Origin of the sequence: Nocardia carnea (genome assembly GCF_029868855.1) — a bacterium.
Taxonomy (GTDB): Bacteria; Actinomycetota; Actinomycetes; order Mycobacteriales; family Mycobacteriaceae; genus Nocardia; species Nocardia carnea_A.
Genome location: NZ_JARWOV010000298.1, coordinates 48,762 through 64,384 on the forward strand (window position 1 = coordinate 48,762; position 15,623 = coordinate 64,384).

At 68.3% G+C, this 15,623-nt stretch carries 18 protein-coding genes; 6 read left to right on the forward strand and 12 right to left on the reverse strand.

The features are described 5' to 3' along the window. Nucleotides 1-22: 22 nt before the first annotated feature. The 11 genes from QH195_RS30890 to QH195_RS30940 form a co-directional block, all read right to left on the reverse strand. Nucleotides 23-1,537 carry a ComEC/Rec2 family competence protein gene (locus QH195_RS30890; RefSeq protein ID WP_280437964.1) on the reverse strand — a complete coding sequence of 505 codons (1,515 nt, stop codon included), beginning with the start codon at nucleotides 1,535-1,537 and terminating at the stop codon, nucleotides 23-25. Nucleotides 1,538-1,696: 159 nt separating this feature from the next. Further along, nucleotides 1,697-2,590: a ComEA family DNA-binding protein gene (locus QH195_RS30895; protein ID WP_280437965.1), complete on the reverse strand. Its 894-nt coding sequence runs from the start codon at nucleotides 2,588-2,590 to the stop codon at nucleotides 1,697-1,699. 118 nt (nucleotides 2,591-2,708) lie between these two features. Continuing rightward, nucleotides 2,709-3,551 (reverse strand): DegV family protein, encoded by an 843-nt coding sequence (locus tag QH195_RS30900; RefSeq protein WP_280437966.1) that lies wholly within the window; start codon nucleotides 3,549-3,551, stop codon nucleotides 2,709-2,711. A gap of 3 nt (nucleotides 3,552-3,554) precedes the next feature. Further along, nucleotides 3,555-4,247: a diglucosylglycerate octanoyltransferase gene (octT, locus tag QH195_RS30905; RefSeq protein WP_280437979.1), complete on the reverse strand. Its 693-nt coding sequence runs from the start codon at nucleotides 4,245-4,247 to the stop codon at nucleotides 3,555-3,557. Nucleotides 4,248-4,443: 196 nt separating this feature from the next. Further along, complete coding sequence (locus QH195_RS30910) at nucleotides 4,444-4,611, reverse strand: hypothetical protein (protein WP_280426618.1); 168 nt, start codon at nucleotides 4,609-4,611, stop codon at nucleotides 4,444-4,446. Continuing rightward, nucleotides 4,601-5,260 carry a histidine phosphatase family protein gene (locus QH195_RS30915; protein WP_280437967.1) on the reverse strand — a complete coding sequence of 220 codons (660 nt, stop codon included), beginning with the start codon at nucleotides 5,258-5,260 and terminating at the stop codon, nucleotides 4,601-4,603. The genes QH195_RS30910 and QH195_RS30915 overlap by 11 nt, the downstream gene beginning before the upstream one ends. Then, nucleotides 5,257-5,661, reverse strand: coding sequence for a ribosome silencing factor (rsfS, locus tag QH195_RS30920; RefSeq protein WP_280426620.1), 405 nt, complete (start codon nucleotides 5,659-5,661; stop codon nucleotides 5,257-5,259). The genes QH195_RS30915 and rsfS overlap by 4 nt, the downstream gene beginning before the upstream one ends. Next, nucleotides 5,658-6,335, reverse strand: coding sequence for a nicotinate-nucleotide adenylyltransferase (gene nadD, locus QH195_RS30925; RefSeq protein ID WP_280437968.1), 678 nt, complete (start codon nucleotides 6,333-6,335; stop codon nucleotides 5,658-5,660). The genes rsfS and nadD overlap by 4 nt, the downstream gene beginning before the upstream one ends. Nucleotides 6,336-6,374: 39 nt before the next feature. After that, the gene (locus QH195_RS30930) at nucleotides 6,375-7,781 is read right to left on the reverse strand and encodes a vWA domain-containing protein (protein WP_280437969.1); all 1,407 of its coding nucleotides are present in this window, start codon (nucleotides 7,779-7,781) and stop codon (nucleotides 6,375-6,377) included. A 2-nt stretch (nucleotides 7,782-7,783) separates the two neighbouring features. Continuing rightward, the gene (locus tag QH195_RS30935; RefSeq protein WP_280426623.1) at nucleotides 7,784-8,677 is read right to left on the reverse strand and encodes an AAA family ATPase; all 894 of its coding nucleotides are present in this window, start codon (nucleotides 8,675-8,677) and stop codon (nucleotides 7,784-7,786) included. A gap of 120 nt (nucleotides 8,678-8,797) precedes the next feature. Next, complete coding sequence (locus QH195_RS30940; protein ID WP_280437970.1) at nucleotides 8,798-8,968, reverse strand: NUDIX hydrolase; 171 nt, start codon at nucleotides 8,966-8,968, stop codon at nucleotides 8,798-8,800. A 195-nt stretch (nucleotides 8,969-9,163) separates the two neighbouring features. Here QH195_RS30940 and QH195_RS30945 point away from each other — a divergent pair, with 195 nt between their 5' ends. From QH195_RS30945 to QH195_RS30955, 3 genes are read left to right on the forward strand one after another with little or no spacing between them, the layout of a single operon-like run. Next, a complete protein-coding gene (locus QH195_RS30945) occupies nucleotides 9,164-10,399 on the forward strand; it encodes an NAD(P)/FAD-dependent oxidoreductase (protein ID WP_280437971.1) in 1,236 nt (411 codons plus the stop codon). A gap of 11 nt (nucleotides 10,400-10,410) precedes the next feature. Next, nucleotides 10,411-11,127, forward strand: a complete 717-nt coding sequence (locus tag QH195_RS30950) for a sigma-70 family RNA polymerase sigma factor (protein WP_280437972.1) — start codon at nucleotides 10,411-10,413, stop codon at nucleotides 11,125-11,127. After that, entirely contained in the window at nucleotides 11,127-11,321 is a 195-nt protein-coding gene (locus QH195_RS30955) for a hypothetical protein (RefSeq protein WP_280437973.1), read from the forward strand. The genes QH195_RS30950 and QH195_RS30955 overlap by 1 nt, the downstream gene beginning before the upstream one ends. Nucleotides 11,322-11,552: 231 nt before the next feature. Here QH195_RS30955 and QH195_RS30960 read toward each other — a convergent pair whose 3' ends face one another. After that, nucleotides 11,553-12,818, reverse strand: a complete 1,266-nt coding sequence (locus QH195_RS30960; RefSeq protein WP_280437974.1) for a glutamate-5-semialdehyde dehydrogenase — start codon at nucleotides 12,816-12,818, stop codon at nucleotides 11,553-11,555. A 64-nt stretch (nucleotides 12,819-12,882) separates the two neighbouring features. Here QH195_RS30960 and QH195_RS30965 point away from each other — a divergent pair, with 64 nt between their 5' ends. The 3 genes from QH195_RS30965 to QH195_RS30975 all read left to right on the forward strand — a co-directional run bounded on the left by QH195_RS30965 (nucleotide 12,883) and on the right by QH195_RS30975 (nucleotide 15,489). Then, the gene (locus QH195_RS30965; protein ID WP_280437975.1) at nucleotides 12,883-13,746 is read left to right on the forward strand and encodes a ribokinase; all 864 of its coding nucleotides are present in this window, start codon (nucleotides 12,883-12,885) and stop codon (nucleotides 13,744-13,746) included. Between the two features lie 54 nt (nucleotides 13,747-13,800). Further along, complete coding sequence (locus QH195_RS30970) at nucleotides 13,801-14,109, forward strand: hypothetical protein (RefSeq protein WP_280437976.1); 309 nt, start codon at nucleotides 13,801-13,803, stop codon at nucleotides 14,107-14,109. Nucleotides 14,110-14,271: 162 nt separating this feature from the next. Next, nucleotides 14,272-15,489, forward strand: a complete 1,218-nt coding sequence (locus QH195_RS30975; RefSeq protein ID WP_280437977.1) for an RtcB family protein — start codon at nucleotides 14,272-14,274, stop codon at nucleotides 15,487-15,489. Nucleotides 15,490-15,623 lie beyond the last annotated feature (134 nt).

Consider the following 15,623-nt stretch of genomic DNA (forward strand, 5'->3'; position numbering starts at 1 on the left):
CCGGCAGGCGGTGTTTGCCGTGTCAACCGTAAAGCCACAGGAGCAGGGGCAGGTAGGCAGTCGCAACGCCGAGTGCTGTGGCCGCCAGGTATCGCCGTAGCCGGGAACTACGGAGTGCCGCAACCACCGCTGTGACAATGCAGGCGGCGAGCAGTCCGCCGGGGGTCCCGCCGGGCACGGTGAGCAGCGCGCCGGGTACGCCGGCCGCTTCGGTGGCCACGGTGAGCAGCCACCACAGCGGTGGGCCGGTGAGATACAGGATCAGCTCCGCGGGCCGGTACCAGCAGGTGGATACCACCGCGGCGGTCGCCCCGAGCACAGTGATCGGCGCGATCACCGGTGCCACGAGAATATTCGCGACCACCGCCACCACACTGAGCTTGCCGGACAAGGCGATGGTGATCGGTGTGGTGACGACGAAGGCCGCGGCGGCCACGGCGACCAGTTCGGCGGGCAACCGCCACCAGCCGCGGTCACGGAGATGGTCGGCCCAGCTCGGCGCCAACAGCAACAAGGCGCCGGTGGCCAGGACCGAAAGCGCGAAACCGGCCTGGACCGCGAGAGCGGGCCAGAGGGCGAGCAACCCGATCACCGCGGCGCACAGCGCGGGCAGCGCCTGTTTGCGGCGACCGGTCAGCAGGGCGAGCAAGGTGATCGCTCCCATGGCCGCGGCCCGCAGCACGCTGGGGTCGGGCCGGGCGATGACGACGAAGAAGACCAGCGCCGCCGCGGTCGCGCAGAAGGACAGTCGTGGACCGCAGGTCAGTACCCGGGCCAGTGCCAGCACCGCGGTCAGGAGCACCGAGAAGTTCGCGCCGCTCACCACACACAGATGTTGTAGTCCGGAGGCGACGAAATCCTCGTGAACGCGATCGGGCAAACCCGAGGTGTCCCCCACGACCAGCGCGGGAAGCAGCCCGGCCGCATCGGGTACGAGCGCGGACCGGGCGACGGCGGCCAGATCCGCGCGCACTCCCGCGGCCAGTGCCTGCCACCACGGCAGCGTCCCGGCCGCGGTCGGCGGACCGACCGGGTGCAGCGTGACGACGGTTAGATCGTGTTGCCGCGAGGGCGCGGTACGGGCCCGGAATTCGATCGGCTGCCCGGGCAGCAGTTCACCCCAGCGCGGACCGGCGGCCAGGACGACCACCGACCCTCCTGCCCGGACGACCTCGTCGCGGTAATGGAACTCACGCAGCGCGGCACGCACCACCCACAGCCTGCCCTCCCCGGACCCGCTGCTCCGCACGGGTTTCGGGTCGTCGGACGGCGTGACGACCACATGCACCGTCGCCTCGTCCGGTACCGCCCGCAGCGGATGCGCGTTCACTTGATGCTCGCGCCATGCACCCGCCAGCGCGAACCCCGCGCCGAGCACGCAGGCACCGGCCACCGTTATCGCGGCCACGCGGGAGCGCTCACTGCGGTGTGCTACCCCGACCCACAGCAGGGCCCATGAGACGAGTGCCACCAGGATCAGCCCGACCGCCACTGCGATCCCGGCGACCCATCCCGCGGCGACGGCCGTAATCGTCACCGACCAACAGGTCACGGCTGCCGGGAGGAGCCGGGCATCCAATACAGAACCCTCGGATTCACTGGCCGGTCTGTCATTCCCGTCCATGTTCACCGGTGACCGTCCGAACCGCTCACCGGTGGAACCGGGCGAGCGTCGGCTCGATACTTCCCGCCTCGGTCATACCGCCACCAGTTCGCGCAGCCGCGCGAGCCGGGCCGGGCCGATCCCGTCGACCTCGGCCAGTTGTTCCACATCGGTGAAGCGTCCGTTCGTCTCCCGCCAGGCGATGATCGCCTTCGCAGTGACCGGGCCGACACCGGGCAGCGCGTCGAGATCCGACTCGGTGGCAGAGTTCAGGTCGACCGGGGTCCCTGTGTCGGGGGCCGCGCCCTCGGCCTCCGGGACTGCTGCCACTGTTTTTCCTCCACTCACGGTGGCGCTGCCGGGCGGCGGGGTTGCGGTATCGGCGGGACCGACCCGGACCTGATCGCCGTCGGCGAGGCGCTGGGCCAGATTGAGCCCGGTCAGGTCGGCGCCGGACAATGCGCCACCGGCGGCGTCGAGTGCGTCGGCTACCCGGGCACCGGGTGGTAACCGAACCAGACCGGTCTTGTGCACCAGCCCGACCACGCTCACCACCAGCTCGTCCGGCGGCGGGCCCGGTGCGGTTCCGGGTACGGCGGGCGTGGTCACCGAAACCGGTACCGCCGCGGATAGCGCTGCGGGATGGGCGGCCGGTAGCGGGGGTACGGGTTGCGCGACAGGGCGTTCCCAGAACACCACCACCAGCGTGACCAGACAGGCGAGCAACCCGACCCCCGCCATGGTCGCCACACCGCGGCGGCCCGGGTCCAGTCGCGCACCACGGAATCGTGGCGGGATCAGGCGCTCCCGCCAGGTGCGGGCGTCGGGCTCGGCGTCGAGCCAGCGCGGGGTGCGGACACCATCGTCATCGTCGGTGAGGGCGGTATTCGGGTGCGGGGGATCGATCCCCGAATCGTCGCGCCGGCCGCCGCCGAGGTATCCGCCCAGCTGCCGGTGTACCCGTTCCCGCTCGTCTTGTCGTGCCATGCTCGCGACGCTAGGCCGACAGTGGTACCCGACCTCCGGCTCGACCAGGCACTTCGACAAACCTGTGGACAACCTGGTTCTGTAGACAACCAGCTCCCCGGCCGACGGAAAAGCGGGCTCAGCCCCACCCGCCGGGCAGGACCAGCACCCCGACCGCTCCGACCCCGAGATGTACCCCGAGCGCGGGACCGAATTCCGCCGTCAGGATCTCCCGAACCTGCGGAAGGCGTTCACGCAACTGGGCGATCACCGTCTCCGCCGCATCGGCCGCATCCAAATGCTGTACTCCCAGAACGGCTTCCCCCGATCCGGCCGCGGCCGCCGCTGCCGCCACCAGTTTCACGACCGCCTTCGACCGGGTGCGTACTTTCTCCCGCAACTCCAGCCGACCCTGCACCAGCTGCAGGATCGGTTTGCTCACCAATTCACTGGCGAAGAATCCGGCCGCGGTACTGAGTCGTCCACCGCGACGGAGTTGTTCGGTGCGATTCACCAGGATGAAGGTGTGCGAATTCTCCGCCGCCGTGACAGCGGTCCGGTGCACCGCGGCCAGCGGGGCCCCGGCCGCGGCCGACCGGGCGGCGGCCCGCGCCGGCAGTCCCGTTGCCAGGCCGGCCCCGAGCGAATCCACCAATCGCACCGATTCTTCGGCGCCCATATCCCGCACCGCCTGCCGCCCGGACTCCCAGGTGGCGGACAGCTGCCGGGACAGATGCACCGCGACCACCCCGTCACCACCGCTACGCGCCAGGGCCGCGGTGTACGCGTGCCGGAGCTCACCCGGGGACGGTGCGGAGGTGCTGACCGAATCCGCGGTGTAATCGATATCGAGGTCGTCGACACCTTCGCGGATCGTTGTGTCCCCCACCAGGACATGCAGGGGCACGATATCGATACCCAGCTCACCGATGAGGTCCGCGGGCAGACTGGCGGACGAATCGGTGACCACCACGACCGCCACGGCTCACCCCACCTCGCGCAGTGTTTTCACCATCGATTTGGCAACCTCGGAATGCCCGTCCCACCCCCAGTGGATACCGTCGGGGTTGGCGTCACCGGAGAAGATGTTGTCGTGCACGGCGGCCTTCAGATCGACCAGCGGTACACCGGTACGCGCCGACCAGCTCTCGAGTGCCCGCACCGCCGGTTCCCGGCCGCGGTGCACCCGCCCGTACGCATCGCAGTCGTGCACCGACGGCAATACCGCCACCATCGGCAGATCGGGCCGCAGCTGGGCCAGTGCCGTACGGCACTGCTCCAGGTAGTCCACGCTGATCTCCGGCGGCAAAGCTACCCGGCTGCCCAGTTTCGAGGCTCTGGGCTGGACCCACTGGTAGACCGAACGCACCACCCGGCGCAGCCCCGGCGGCCGGACGTAGCGGATCAGTTCGCGTAGCGCGGTGGGCAGCGGCGAGGGCAGCGAATCCATCCCGCCCACCGCGAAAACCACCGCACCCGCGTGCGGTACGGCCGCCCAGACCCGGGGGTCGCCGATCAGTGCCCAGTAGGCATCGCGGCAGGTCCATCCGATACGGGCGACCAGTTCGACATCCCAGTCGAGTTCGGACGCCACCAGATTCGGCCAGATCCGGGGATGGTCGGCGGGAAGACCGCCCTTGGGCCCGAAATAGGACAGCGAATCGGCGATCACCAGCAGGACCGGCCGGCGACTCGCCGGATCCCCGGCCGCGGATTCGTCGAGTGGGAGGGCGGTGGGCGCGCCGTCGGTGTGATCCCCGGTCGAGCCGGTTCCCGGCACAGGCCGCCGATCGGCCGAACCCGCTACCGGCCCGGCCGATTCCGGCCGGTTCGTCTCCTCCGACCTGGCTGTCACTGCGCGACCCTCCTGATGATCAGACTGCCTTACGCATATCGTCGCCGTCGGTGTTCTCGGCGTTTTCGTCCCGCTGCGGCTCGGTCGCCGGGCCGAACAGCGCATCGGGTAGCGCGCGTTCCGGTTTCGCGGAAACCCGCTGGAACAGTTCGTCGGGGATCTGCCGGTTCAGGTCTTCAGATGACATCGGGTGCTACTTTCGCCGCTGCGTTCCACACATCGAGACGCCAGCCGGGCTTCTCGATGCTCGGACCGTGGCTGCTGAGCTGCACCCAGCTGGCATTGGCAAGCCCACCGAGGGCCGGCCAGTTCTGAGGCGGCAGGTCGAGCAATGCGGCCGTGAGCGCGGCGATCAGCCCGCCGTGCGCCACGAGAATCATAGTGGCGCCGGGCCAATCCCGCCGCTCGGCGAACAATTCCTGCACCACCGGCAGCGCCCGGGCGCCGACCTCGAGCTTCGATTCGCCGCCGGGCGGGGTAAAGGTGGCGTCCATCCGCCATTCCAGGCGCGCACCCGGGTAGAGGGAATCGACCTCCACATCGCCCATCCCCTGCCAGTCACCGAGATGGGTTTCGCGCAGCCGCGGCTCCCGGACCACCTCCAGGCCGGAATGCTCCGACAGTGCCTGCGCGGTCTCGTAGGCCCGCTTCAGATCGGACGAAACGAGGCCGATCGCCTTGTGCGATACGAGCTCCCGTGCGGCCTCCTTGGCCTGCCGCCGGCCCAGGTCGGTGAGATCGGTATCGATCTGTCCCTGCATCCGGTCGTTGGCGTTCCATTCGGTTTGCCCGTGCCGCAACAGGATCAGGGTGCGCACACCGGTTTTCTGTGTCACTCGGTTTCTCCAGCACTTTCTTCATCGGTGGCACCCGGCGCACCGATCCCCTCGACCGGAACGACGGGGCAGTCTTTCCACAGCCGTTCCAGCGCATAGAAATTACGTTCGTCGTTGTGCTGGATATGCACCACCACATCGACATAGTCCAAGAGTGCCCAGCGGCCCTCGCGGGTCCCTTCCCGGCGAACCGGTTTGTGCCCGGCCGCGCGCAGTTTCTCTTCGACATTATCGACGATGGCGTTCACCTGGCGCTCGTTCGGCGCCGAAGCGATCACGAAGCAGTCGGTGATCACCAACTGCTCGGAGACATCGAGCACCACCACATCGGCGGCCAGTTTCTCGTCCGCGGCCAACGCGGCGACGGTCGCCATCTGCACTGCCTCGGCTGTCGCAGTCATGGTGTGGTTCCCCCTGGTCCTCGGTTCACGCTTCCATTACCTTCCGCTTGCGCCGGCACGTAGAGGTGCCGTTTCGATATGTATTGCACGACCCCGTCCGGCACCAGGTACCACACGGGCCGGCCCTCGGCCGCGCGCCGACGGCATTCACTCGACGAGATGGCCAGCGCGGGGACCTCGATCATGGTGACCGCGTCGTCGGGCATACCGCGCAGATGGTCGGCCAGATGATCGATATTCAGCTCGTACCCCGGCCGGCTGACGCCCACGAACTTCGCCAGCTCGAACAGTTCCGCCCAATCCTGCCAGGTGAGGATGCTGGCCAGCGCGTCCGCCCCGGTGATGAAGTAGAGCTCGGCGCCGGGGTACTGGGCGTGCAGGTCGCGCAGAGTATCGACCGTATAGGTCATCTTGCTGCGCTCCACATCGGCCCGGCTCACCGAGAACCGCGGGTTGGAGGCGGTGGCGATCACCGTCATCAGGTAGCGGTCCTCGGCCGGGCTGACCCGCCGGCCCGATTTCTGCCAGGGCTGGCCGGTCGGGACGAAGATGACCTCGTCGAGGTCGAACCGGTGCGCGACCTCGCTGGCCGCGACCAGGTGCCCATGGTGGATGGGATCGAAGGTGCCACCCATCACCCCCAGCTTGGGTCCGCCCTGGCCTGTTCCACGCATGAGTGTCGAGCTTAACGGGGTGTTCCCGGCGGGTCCCGGTCAGACCGGCAGCAGCCGCGAGACCACGGCCGTGAGCTGGGACGCGGACCGGCATTCGTGCATTTCGATGACCTGCTGGTAGCGGTCGGCGGCCGAATCCCCGGACCCCCAGTTCTGGCGCGGCTCGGGGTTCAGCCAGTGGGCGTGCTTGGCGACGGCGACCAGCTCGGACAGTGTGGACAGTTCCGGATCGCGGTAGTTGGTGCGAGCGTCACCGAGGATCAGCAGCGAGCTGCGGCTGGTGACCGCATCGGCGAATCCGTCGGCGAAGCTGGTCAGTGCGCTGCCGTAGTCGGAGTGGCCGTTGAAGCCGACGATATCGGCCTCGGCGAAGATCCGCTGCATGGCCTCGTCGAGCTGGGTATGGGGATCGAAGAACCGGGTCACCTCGTCGGTGTTGTCGACGAAGGCGAAGATACGCACCTTCGAGAACTGTTCACGCAGGGCGCTCACCAGCAACAAGGTGAAATTGCTGAATCCGGCGACCGAACCGGATACATCGCACAGCAGCACCAGCTCCGGGCGGCCGGGCCGCGGTTTGCGATTCACCAGGTCGATCGGTACCCCACCGGTCGACATGGATTTGCGCAGCGTTTTCCGCAGGTCGATCTCACCGCGCCGGGCATGCCGCCGCCGGACCGCCAGCCGGGAGGCCAGTATCCGCGCAAGCCGTTGGGTGCTGCGTTTCAGCTCGGCCAGTTCGTTCTGCGAGGCGCGCAGGAAATCCACGTCCTCGGCCTGCCGTGCGACCCCGTACGAAGCGACCCGCTCCCGGCCGATCCGTTCGGCCACCCGCCGCCGCGTCTCGGCCTCCACCGTCCGGCGGAAGTTGTCGATCCGGCCGCGGGCCGCCCGGCGCGCGATCTCGGTTTCGAAATCGCTCATATCCGGTGTGGTCATCCCGGCCAGGATCTGCGCCAGCAGGGTCTGCGGCTGAATCTCCTTGAGCGCCTGATACGAGGAGAACGACGCGCCGCGCGCCGACTGGTACTGCCCGAGCTGTTCCACCAGCTGCGCGGCCATCAGTGCCTGCGCGCCGGCGGAGTTCTCGTCGGCGAGCATTTCGGCCAGCATCTTGCGCAGCGCGGGAACGTCGAGCCGGCCGTCGTCACGGTACGGCAGTTCGATCTCCCCGGCGGCGTCGCGCTCACCGATGGCGATGGGGAACCACAGGTCGAACAGGCCGTCGTAGGTGGCGCGGTGGGTGGTGCGCCGCAGCAGGGCACAGGCCAGACCCTCCCGCACGGCTTCCCGGTCCAGGAGATCGAGGACGGACAGCACGCGGCCCGCGTCCACCGTTTCCGAGGGCCCCACCGGGATCCCACGCGCCCGCAGTGCCTCCACGAACCCCACCAGATGCCCCGGCAGACCGTGCGGGGCCAGCGGCCGGTCCTCGGCGACCGCCATGATCAGACCGGCTTCAGCTCGGCCAGCGCGCGCTGGTGGTCGCTGCGGTGTTTCAGCACGACCCCGAGGGTTTCGCGCACCGTCGTATCGTCGAGGTCGGTATGCCCGAGCGCGAGCAGGGTGCGCGCCCAGTCGATCGTTTCGGCGACCGACGGCAGTTTCTTCAACTGCATCCCGCGCAGTACGTGCACGATCCGCACCAGCTGCGCCGCCACGGCCTGCGGGAGTTCCGGTACCCGGCTGGCCAGGATGCGCCGCTCCAGGTCCTCGTCCGGGAAATCCAGGTGCAGGTACAGGCAGCGCCGTTTCAGCGCCTCCGACAGTTCCCGGGTGGCATTGGAGGTCAGGACCACGAACGGTTTGCGGTCGGCGGTGATGGTGCCGAGCTCCGGAACGGTGACCGCGAAATCGCTGAGCACCTCGAGCAGCAGCCCCTCGATCTCCACATCGGCTTTATCGGTTTCGTCGATGAGCAGTACCGTCGGGTCGGTCCGCCGGATGGCGGTGAGCAACGGCCGCGACAGCAGGAATTCCTCGGTGAACACATCGGCCTTGGTCTCGGCCCAATCGTTGTCACCGGCGGCCTGGATGCGCAGGATCTGCTTGGCGTGATTCCACTCGTAGAGCGCCCGCGCCTCGTCCACACCTTCGTAGCACTGCAACCGCACCAGTTCCGCGCCCGAAGTCTGCGCCACCGCACGCGCCAGCTCGGTTTTCCCGACACCCGCCGGACCCTCGATGAGCAGCGGCTTACCGAGACGATCGGCGAGGAAGACCGAGGTCGCGGTTGCCTTGTCGGCCAGATACCCGGTTTCGGCAAGGCGGTGCTGTACGTCGTCGACCGACGCGAAGATCGGCTCCTGAACCGGCGGGATGGGGGAACTCGCGGGCTCCATGGGCGTCCTTCCGTCGAACTCTGCCCACCCCACGCTACCGGGAGCTTGCTCGACAGGCCTTGTCCCCCACGGCCGAGAGACCTGGGTCACGGCCGAGCCGACCGACCGCATACGCTCGTTTCATCCGAGGTACGCCCGTCGAGATTCGAACTGGCGCCGGACCTCGCCATCGCTGTCGGCGATGACGGGGCGAGGGTCGGTGTAGATGCCTACGAGCCCAGCGATCTCGATATCGAGGCCGGTTTCCTCTTCGACTTCGCGCACAGCGCAGCCGGGAAGACCGTCCGTCATCTCCATACCCCCCGGGCAGCGCCCACGGCCCGCTGTCGGCGCGCCGCTGAAGCAGTCGACGCGGCGCTACCCCGGCGGTCCCGAGCCGCCGAGGGGCTACCTGTGACCCAGTTCACAGTACATGACTGTCACGTCTACCCATCCTGCCCTGTCCCATAGCCGACCCCTACGAACGAGCCGCACAGGGAGCACGACATGACCACCACCGCCCACGAGATCATCGTCCTCGGCGCCGGCTACGCCGGCCTGATCGCCACCGCCCGGCTGGCCCGCTACATCCGCAGGCTGAACACCCGGATCACGCTGGTGAACCCCTCGGCCCGCTTCGTCGAGCGGCTGCGCATGCACCAAGTCGCCGCGGGTCAGGAACTGACCGACTTCCAGATCCCGGACCTGCTGGCCGGCACCGAGGTGGAGTTCCACCAGGCCGCCGCCACCGCCATCGATCCCGCCGCCCGCACCGTCACCCTCGACGACGGCACGATCCTGCGGTACGACCGGCTGGTCTACGCGCTCGGCAGCACCACCGACACGAGCCGCGTTCCCGGCGCGGAAGACCACGCGTGGACCCTCGACGATCCACGGATGGCACACCACTTCGCGCAGCGATTGCCCGAGATCGCCGCTGCCGGGGGTGCGGTCACCGTATGTGGTGGCGGGCTCACCGGAATCGAAGCGGCCGCCGAGATCGCCGAGGCGTATCCGGAACTGACCGTCACCCTGGTGAGCGCTTCCGAACCCGGGGCCATGATGGGTGCGAAGGCCCGCGGCTACCTGAACCGAGTACTGGACCGGCTCGGTGTGGTGCGCATGGCCGGGGTGAAGGCCACCAAGGTGCTGCCCGACGCGGTGCGGCTGGACACCGGCGAACTTTTGACGTCGGATCTGACACTGTGGACCACCGGCGTGCGGGTGTCCCCGCTCGCCGCCGAGGCCGGCATCGAGACGGATGCGAACGGGCTCGTCGTCACCGACCCGGCACTGCGTTCGGTATCGCACCCGGAAATCCACGCCATCGGCGACGCCGCGCTGGTCCAGCAGGCGTGGGGCCGACTGCACGGCACCTGCCAGAGCGGCGTGGTCACCGCCGACTACACCGCCACCGTCATCGCCCGGCAGCTGCGCCGGAAGAAGGTGAAGCCGTTGCGCTTCGGGTACTTCCACCAGCCGGTGAGCCTGGGCCGCAAGGACGCGGTTGTCCAGTTCACCGAGGCCGACGACACCCCGAACCGCTGGTACCTCAGGGGTAAGGTCGCAGCCATCTATAAGGAGCAGGTCAGCAGCACCCCGCCGGTGGCCGCGAAGATGACCCGATACGTGAAACTGCCGGTGCAGCTGTCCCAAGGTGGCCGAGCCACCCGCTCGACGCCCATCATGACCCGAGTCGGAGCCGAGGGACCACCGGTCCCCCGGCTCAGCACAGGCCGGTAAGGATCACAGCCATGCAGGACCATTACCGTCAGCCGGCTACAGCGCATGAGGCAAACGATGCCTCCGTCGACCCGTTCATCGAACATCGCCGGCTACTGTTCGGCACCGCCTACAACTTGCTGGGCAGTGTCGCCGACGCCGAGGACATCCTGCAGGAAACTTGGTTGAAATGGCATTCCGTGGACCATGATTCGGTAACCCACCCCAAGGCCTACCTGGTGCGCACGGTCACCAATCTCGCCCTCAACCGACTGACCTCCGCCCGGGCCACTCGCGAAACCTATATCGGCCCATGGCTTCCCGAACCACTCATCACCGCACCGAGCGCCGCCGAGGAGACCGAGATGGCCGATACCGTATCGACGGCAATGCTCGTCGTGCTCGAAACCCTGAGCCCCACCGAACGAGCCGTATTCGTGTTGCGCGAGGTGTTCGGCTTCTCGCACGGCGATATCGGTGGTTTCCTCGACCGACCGGAGACCGCCGTCCGCCAGATCGCCCGCCGCGCCCGATCACATGTACAGGCACGCCGGCCCCGTTTCGACACCGACGAGGCAGCGCGCAGTGAGATCACCGAGAAGTTCATCTCGGGCTGCCACGGCGGCGACCTCAACGCCCTCATGACACTGCCAGCGCCCGACGTGACCCTGTGGAACGACGGAGGCGGCATCGTCACCGCCGCCCGCTGTTCGGCCCCGACCAGGTGGCCCGATGGCTACTCGGTGTGATGGCCAAACCGACCTCCGCCGGCATCCGCCTGGAATCCGCGATAGTGAACGGGGAAGCGAGCATCGTCGGTGTCATCGGCGGCTACCGGATCGGCGCGTTGACCTACGACATTCACGACGGCCGCATCGAGAACATCCGATTCCAGGTCAACCCGGAAAAGCTGGGCGGAATCCAGGAATCAGGCGCCACCTGATCAAGATCGGAGCCTCGAGCTACCCGCTCCCCACCTCGGTGCCGATGGAATTCGCCGTCGCATACCCCCTGCGAAGGCGTCCCATTCATCGTCGACCGACGCGAAGATCGGCTCCTGAACCGGCGGGATGGGAACTCGCGGGCTCCATGGGCGTCCTTCCGTCGAACTCCGCCCACCCCACGCCGAACACAGCTCCGAGGTGCGGAACCCGTCAGCGAGGGCGGAGCAGTTCTACGCCGGGCGGATCTGGCCCGATCCGCGGACCACCCACTTGGACGAGGTGAGTTCCGGCAGGCCCATGGGCCCGCGGGCGTGCAGTTTCTGGGTGGAAATACCGATCTCGGCGCCGAAGCCGAACTGCTCGCCGTCGGTGAAGGCGGTGGAGGCGTTGACCATGACCGCCGCGGCGTCCACCCGGCGGGAGAACTCGTCGGCCGCGGCGAGTTCGCCGGTGACGATGGCCTCGGTGTGGCCGGTGCCCCAGGTGTTGATGTGCTCGATCGCCGCGTCGAGATCGTCGACGATTTTCACCGCGATATCGAGGGTGAGGTACTCCTCGGCCCAATCCTTGTCCGTGGCCGGGACCATACCGTCGAGATCGCCGTGCAGGGTGACCCCCTTGTCGGTGAGAGCCTTGCCCAGCCGCGGCAGCGCGGTGTCGGCGATGGCGGCGTCTATCAGCACGGTTTCGGCGGCATTGCACACGCTGGGCCGGCGGGTTTTGGCGTTGATCAGGATCTCTTCGGCCATATCCAGGTCCGCGCCGGAATGTACATAGACGTGGCAGTTGCCGGTACCGGTCTCGATGGTCGGCACCTGGGCGTCGCGCACCACGGCGTTGATCAGGCCGGCGCCGCCGCGCGGGATCACCACGTCCACCAGACCGCGCGCCTGGATCAGGTGGGTGACGCTGGAACGGTCCTCGCTGGGCAGCAGTTGTACCGCGTCGGCCGGCAGACCAGCGTCGGTGAGCGCGGACCGCAGCACCTCGACCAAGGCCGCATTCGATCGGGCCGCCGACGACGACCCCCGCAGGAGCGCAGCGTTACCCGATTTCAACGCCAACCCGAAAGCGTCCACGGTGACATTCGGCCGGGCCTCGTAGACCATCCCGACCACCCCGAGCGGCACCCGGACCTGCCGGATCTCCAGTCCGTTCGGCAGGGTCGACCCGCGTTCCACCACGCCCACCGGATCCGGCAGGGCCGCCACCTGGCGCAGACCCGAGGCGATCCCGTCGACCCGGTCCTTGGTGAGCCGCAGCCGGTCCAGCAGCGAATCCTCGGTTCCGGCCGCTTTCGCCGCCACCAGATCCTCGCCGTTGGCTTCCAGCACGGTATCCGCGGCGGCCAGCAGCGCGTCCGCCGCCGCGTGCAGCGCCTCGTTCTTCTGGGCCGTGGTGAGCTGGGCGAGCACCCGGGACGCTACCCGTGCCCGGCGGGCGGCCCCGTGCACGGCCTCGCGCATATCGAACTCAGCGGTGATCTCTGCCGTCATAGCTATATAGCCTACGCACCGGGAAAACCGGATTTCACCGGCGTTCGCGCGTTACGTTCTCACTGTGACCACGCCTCTGATCGCCGTGCTCGGCAGCATCAACATGGACCTGGTGACTACCACCGCGACCCGTCCCGCACCAGGTGAGACGGTGCTCGGCCGCGGTTTCACGATGGTGCCGGGCGGTAAGGGCGCCAACCAGGCTATCGCGGCGAGCCGCGCCGGTGGGCAGACCATGTTCCTGGGCGCGATCGGCACCGATGTATTCGCCCCGCGGCTGCGCGCAGTACTCACCGAATCCGGCGTGGACACCACGGGGCTGCGAGTGATCGACGGTCCGAGCGGTATCGCGACGATTGTGGTAGACGACGCCGGGGAGAACAGCATCATCGTGGTCGGCGGCGCCAATACCGCGGTAACAGACTTGACCACCGCGGACCGCACCGCCATCGCCGCCGCCGATATCCTCGTCTGCCAGCTCGAGATACCACTCGAGACCGTGACGGCCGCCGCCCGCCATGCGCGTGCCCACGACACCACCGTGATCCTCAACCCGTCTCCGGTCCAGCATCTTGCCGATGAGCTCTGGGAGCACGTGGACGTCGCCGTGGTGAACACCGGCGAGGCCGAACAGTCGGGTGGACTGCTCGACCGGGTGCCGCATGTGGTGGTCACGCTCGGCGCGCACGGCGCCCGGCACCGCGGACCCGACGGTGCGGAAACCACCGCCACGGGACCTGCCGTCCAGGTCGTCGACACAACCGGCGCGGGCGACACGTTCACCGGAGCACTCGCCGTGCACTGGGCGCAGGGGCCGGCTGCCGCATTACGCTTCGCCTGCACCGCGGGTTCGCTGGCCACCACCGCGCTCGGCGCCAGTGCATCGATTCCGTGGCGCACCGAGATCGACGCTGCCCTCCCCGGCTGAATCCGTTCCACGGCCGGGAAGCCACCAGCCGTCCGATCACTTACGCCGGCCGAAATGAGCGTGTACAACGGCCGGCTGCAGACGCTGGCCCAACGGGCACATCAACTCATGGCCGATTCCGAAGAACTGGACGAATCGACATGGGATCTCGCCTACCTCATCGTTCTGGCCGCGCTTTTCGATTACGAGGTGAACAACGGCGGCTTCGGACAGCTGATTTTCGATGTGGGCAATCAGGCGGAAGAAGCACCGACCGAGCTCGGCCAGGACCTGACAATGGTCAGTATCGAATACCTCCGCGGTGACACCGGCTTCGCCGACGAGATCGCCGAGTTCCTCGACTACGCGGAAGCCCGGCTCTGACCGAGCTCGTTTCGCGCTCTGCGAGGCGGCCGTGACACCGGCCGCGGCCTGCCGATCCGGGTAGCCCGGCACCTCGAAAATCGGGTGCCACGCCTACGGCACACGGCCTACCGTGAAGTACGGCGCCGGACAACGGTCCGTCGCATACGGAAGGACCGAGAAATGTTTCCCGTCGAGCTGTCCGGTACCCGGGCACGGACGTTGATGTGGGCCCACGAGAGCGAGATCGATGCGGCGGCGCTGCAACAGCTGCGCAATATCGCCCGGCTGGAATGGGTGCACGGCGTCCGGGTCATGCCGGATGTGCACCTCGGGAAGGGCGCCACGGTCGGTTCGGTGATCGCCATGCGTGATGCGGTCGCGCCGGCGGCGGTCGGGGTCGATATCGGCTGCGGTATGGAGAGCGTACGCACCGATCTGACCGCGGCCGATCTGCCCGACGACCTGCGCGCTCTGCGCTCGGCGATCGAGGCGGCGGTACCGGTGGGCTTCGGTGCCCACAAGAATCCGGTGCCGGTGAACAAGCTGGCACCGGGACCGTCCGGTGTCGCGACCTCGACTCTGCGTACCGGGTGGGACCGGTTCTGGTCGGCGTTCAACGACCTCGACGATGCCGTGGCACCGCGGGAGTCCAAGGCGCACAAGCAGATGGGTTCGCTGGGCGGCGGCAACCACTTCATAGAGGTTTGCCTGGACCAGGACGACCAGGTATGGATTCTGCTGCACTCCGGCAGCCGCAATATCGGCAAGGAAATCGCCGAGCGGCATATGGCGGTGGCCCGCAAGCTGCCGCACAACCAGAACCTGGTCGACCGTGATCTCGCGGTGTTCCTGGCGAACACCCCGGAAATGGCGGCCTACCGGCACGATCTGACCTGGGCGCAGGAGTACGCGGCCCGCAATCGCGCGGTCATGCTGGCGTTGGTGTCCGAGGCGGTGCGAAAGCAGTTCCCGACCCGGGAAGTCCGGTTCGATACACCGATCTCATGCCATCACAACTATGTGGCGGAGGAGAAGATCGACGGTGTCCCCATGCTGGTGACCCGTAAGGGTGCGGTACGCGCCGGGGCGGGCGATATGGCGCTCATCCCGGGCTCGATGGGAACACGGTCCTACGTGGTGCGCGGTAAGGGCAACCCCGAGTCGTTCCAGTCCGCGTCGCACGGCGCGGGCCGGCGGATGAGCCGCAATGCCGCCAAGCGGCAGTTCAGCGTCGCGGATCTGGTAGCCCAGACCGAGGGCGTGGAGTCGCGCAAGGACGCCGGGGTCCTGGACGAGATCCCGGCGGCGTACAAGAACATCGACGAGGTGATCGAAGCCCAGCACGATCTCGTCGATGTGGTGGCGACCCTGCGCCAGGTGTTGTGCGTGAAGGGCTGAGAGTGGGGGGGGGGGGGGGGGGGGGGGGGGGGGGCGGGGGCGGAGGGGGGGGGGGGGGGGGGGAAAAACACCACGCCCCCCGGGCGCGCGCGGGGGGGGGGGGCGGCCGCCAGCACCCCCCCCCCCCCGCCCCC

What these genes read in the sequence shown, in the direction of transcription:
- QH195_RS30975 (WP_280437977.1), top strand. Translation starts at nt 14,272, where the DNA reads ATGTTTCCCGTCGAGCTGTCCGGTACCCGGGCACGGACGTTGATGTGG.
- QH195_RS30930 (WP_280437969.1), bottom strand. Translation starts at nt 7,781, where the DNA reads ATGGCGGTCGCCGAGGACCGGCCGCTGGCCCCGCACGGTCTGCCGGGG.
- QH195_RS30955 (WP_280437973.1), top strand. Translation starts at nt 11,127, where the DNA reads ATGGCCAAACCGACCTCCGCCGGCATCCGCCTGGAATCCGCGATAGTG.
- QH195_RS30910 (WP_280426618.1), bottom strand. Translation starts at nt 4,611, where the DNA reads ATGTCATCTGAAGACCTGAACCGGCAGATCCCCGACGAACTGTTCCAG.
- rsfS (WP_280426620.1), bottom strand. Translation starts at nt 5,661, where the DNA reads ATGACTGCGACAGCCGAGGCAGTGCAGATGGCGACCGTCGCCGCGTTG.
- QH195_RS30950 (WP_280437972.1), top strand. Translation starts at nt 10,411, where the DNA reads ATGCAGGACCATTACCGTCAGCCGGCTACAGCGCATGAGGCAAACGAT.
- nadD (WP_280437968.1), bottom strand. Translation starts at nt 6,335, where the DNA reads ATGCGTGGAACAGGCCAGGGCGGACCCAAGCTGGGGGTGATGGGTGGC.
- QH195_RS30970 (WP_280437976.1), top strand. Translation starts at nt 13,801, where the DNA reads ATGAGCGTGTACAACGGCCGGCTGCAGACGCTGGCCCAACGGGCACAT.
- QH195_RS30960 (WP_280437974.1), bottom strand. Translation starts at nt 12,818, where the DNA reads ATGACGGCAGAGATCACCGCTGAGTTCGATATGCGCGAGGCCGTGCAC.
- QH195_RS30895 (WP_280437965.1), bottom strand. Translation starts at nt 2,590, where the DNA reads ATGGCACGACAAGACGAGCGGGAACGGGTACACCGGCAGCTGGGCGGA.
- QH195_RS30945 (WP_280437971.1), top strand. Translation starts at nt 9,164, where the DNA reads ATGACCACCACCGCCCACGAGATCATCGTCCTCGGCGCCGGCTACGCC.
- QH195_RS30935 (WP_280426623.1), bottom strand. Translation starts at nt 8,677, where the DNA reads ATGGAGCCCGCGAGTTCCCCCATCCCGCCGGTTCAGGAGCCGATCTTC.
- QH195_RS30940 (WP_280437970.1), bottom strand. Translation starts at nt 8,968, where the DNA reads ATGACGGACGGTCTTCCCGGCTGCGCTGTGCGCGAAGTCGAAGAGGAA.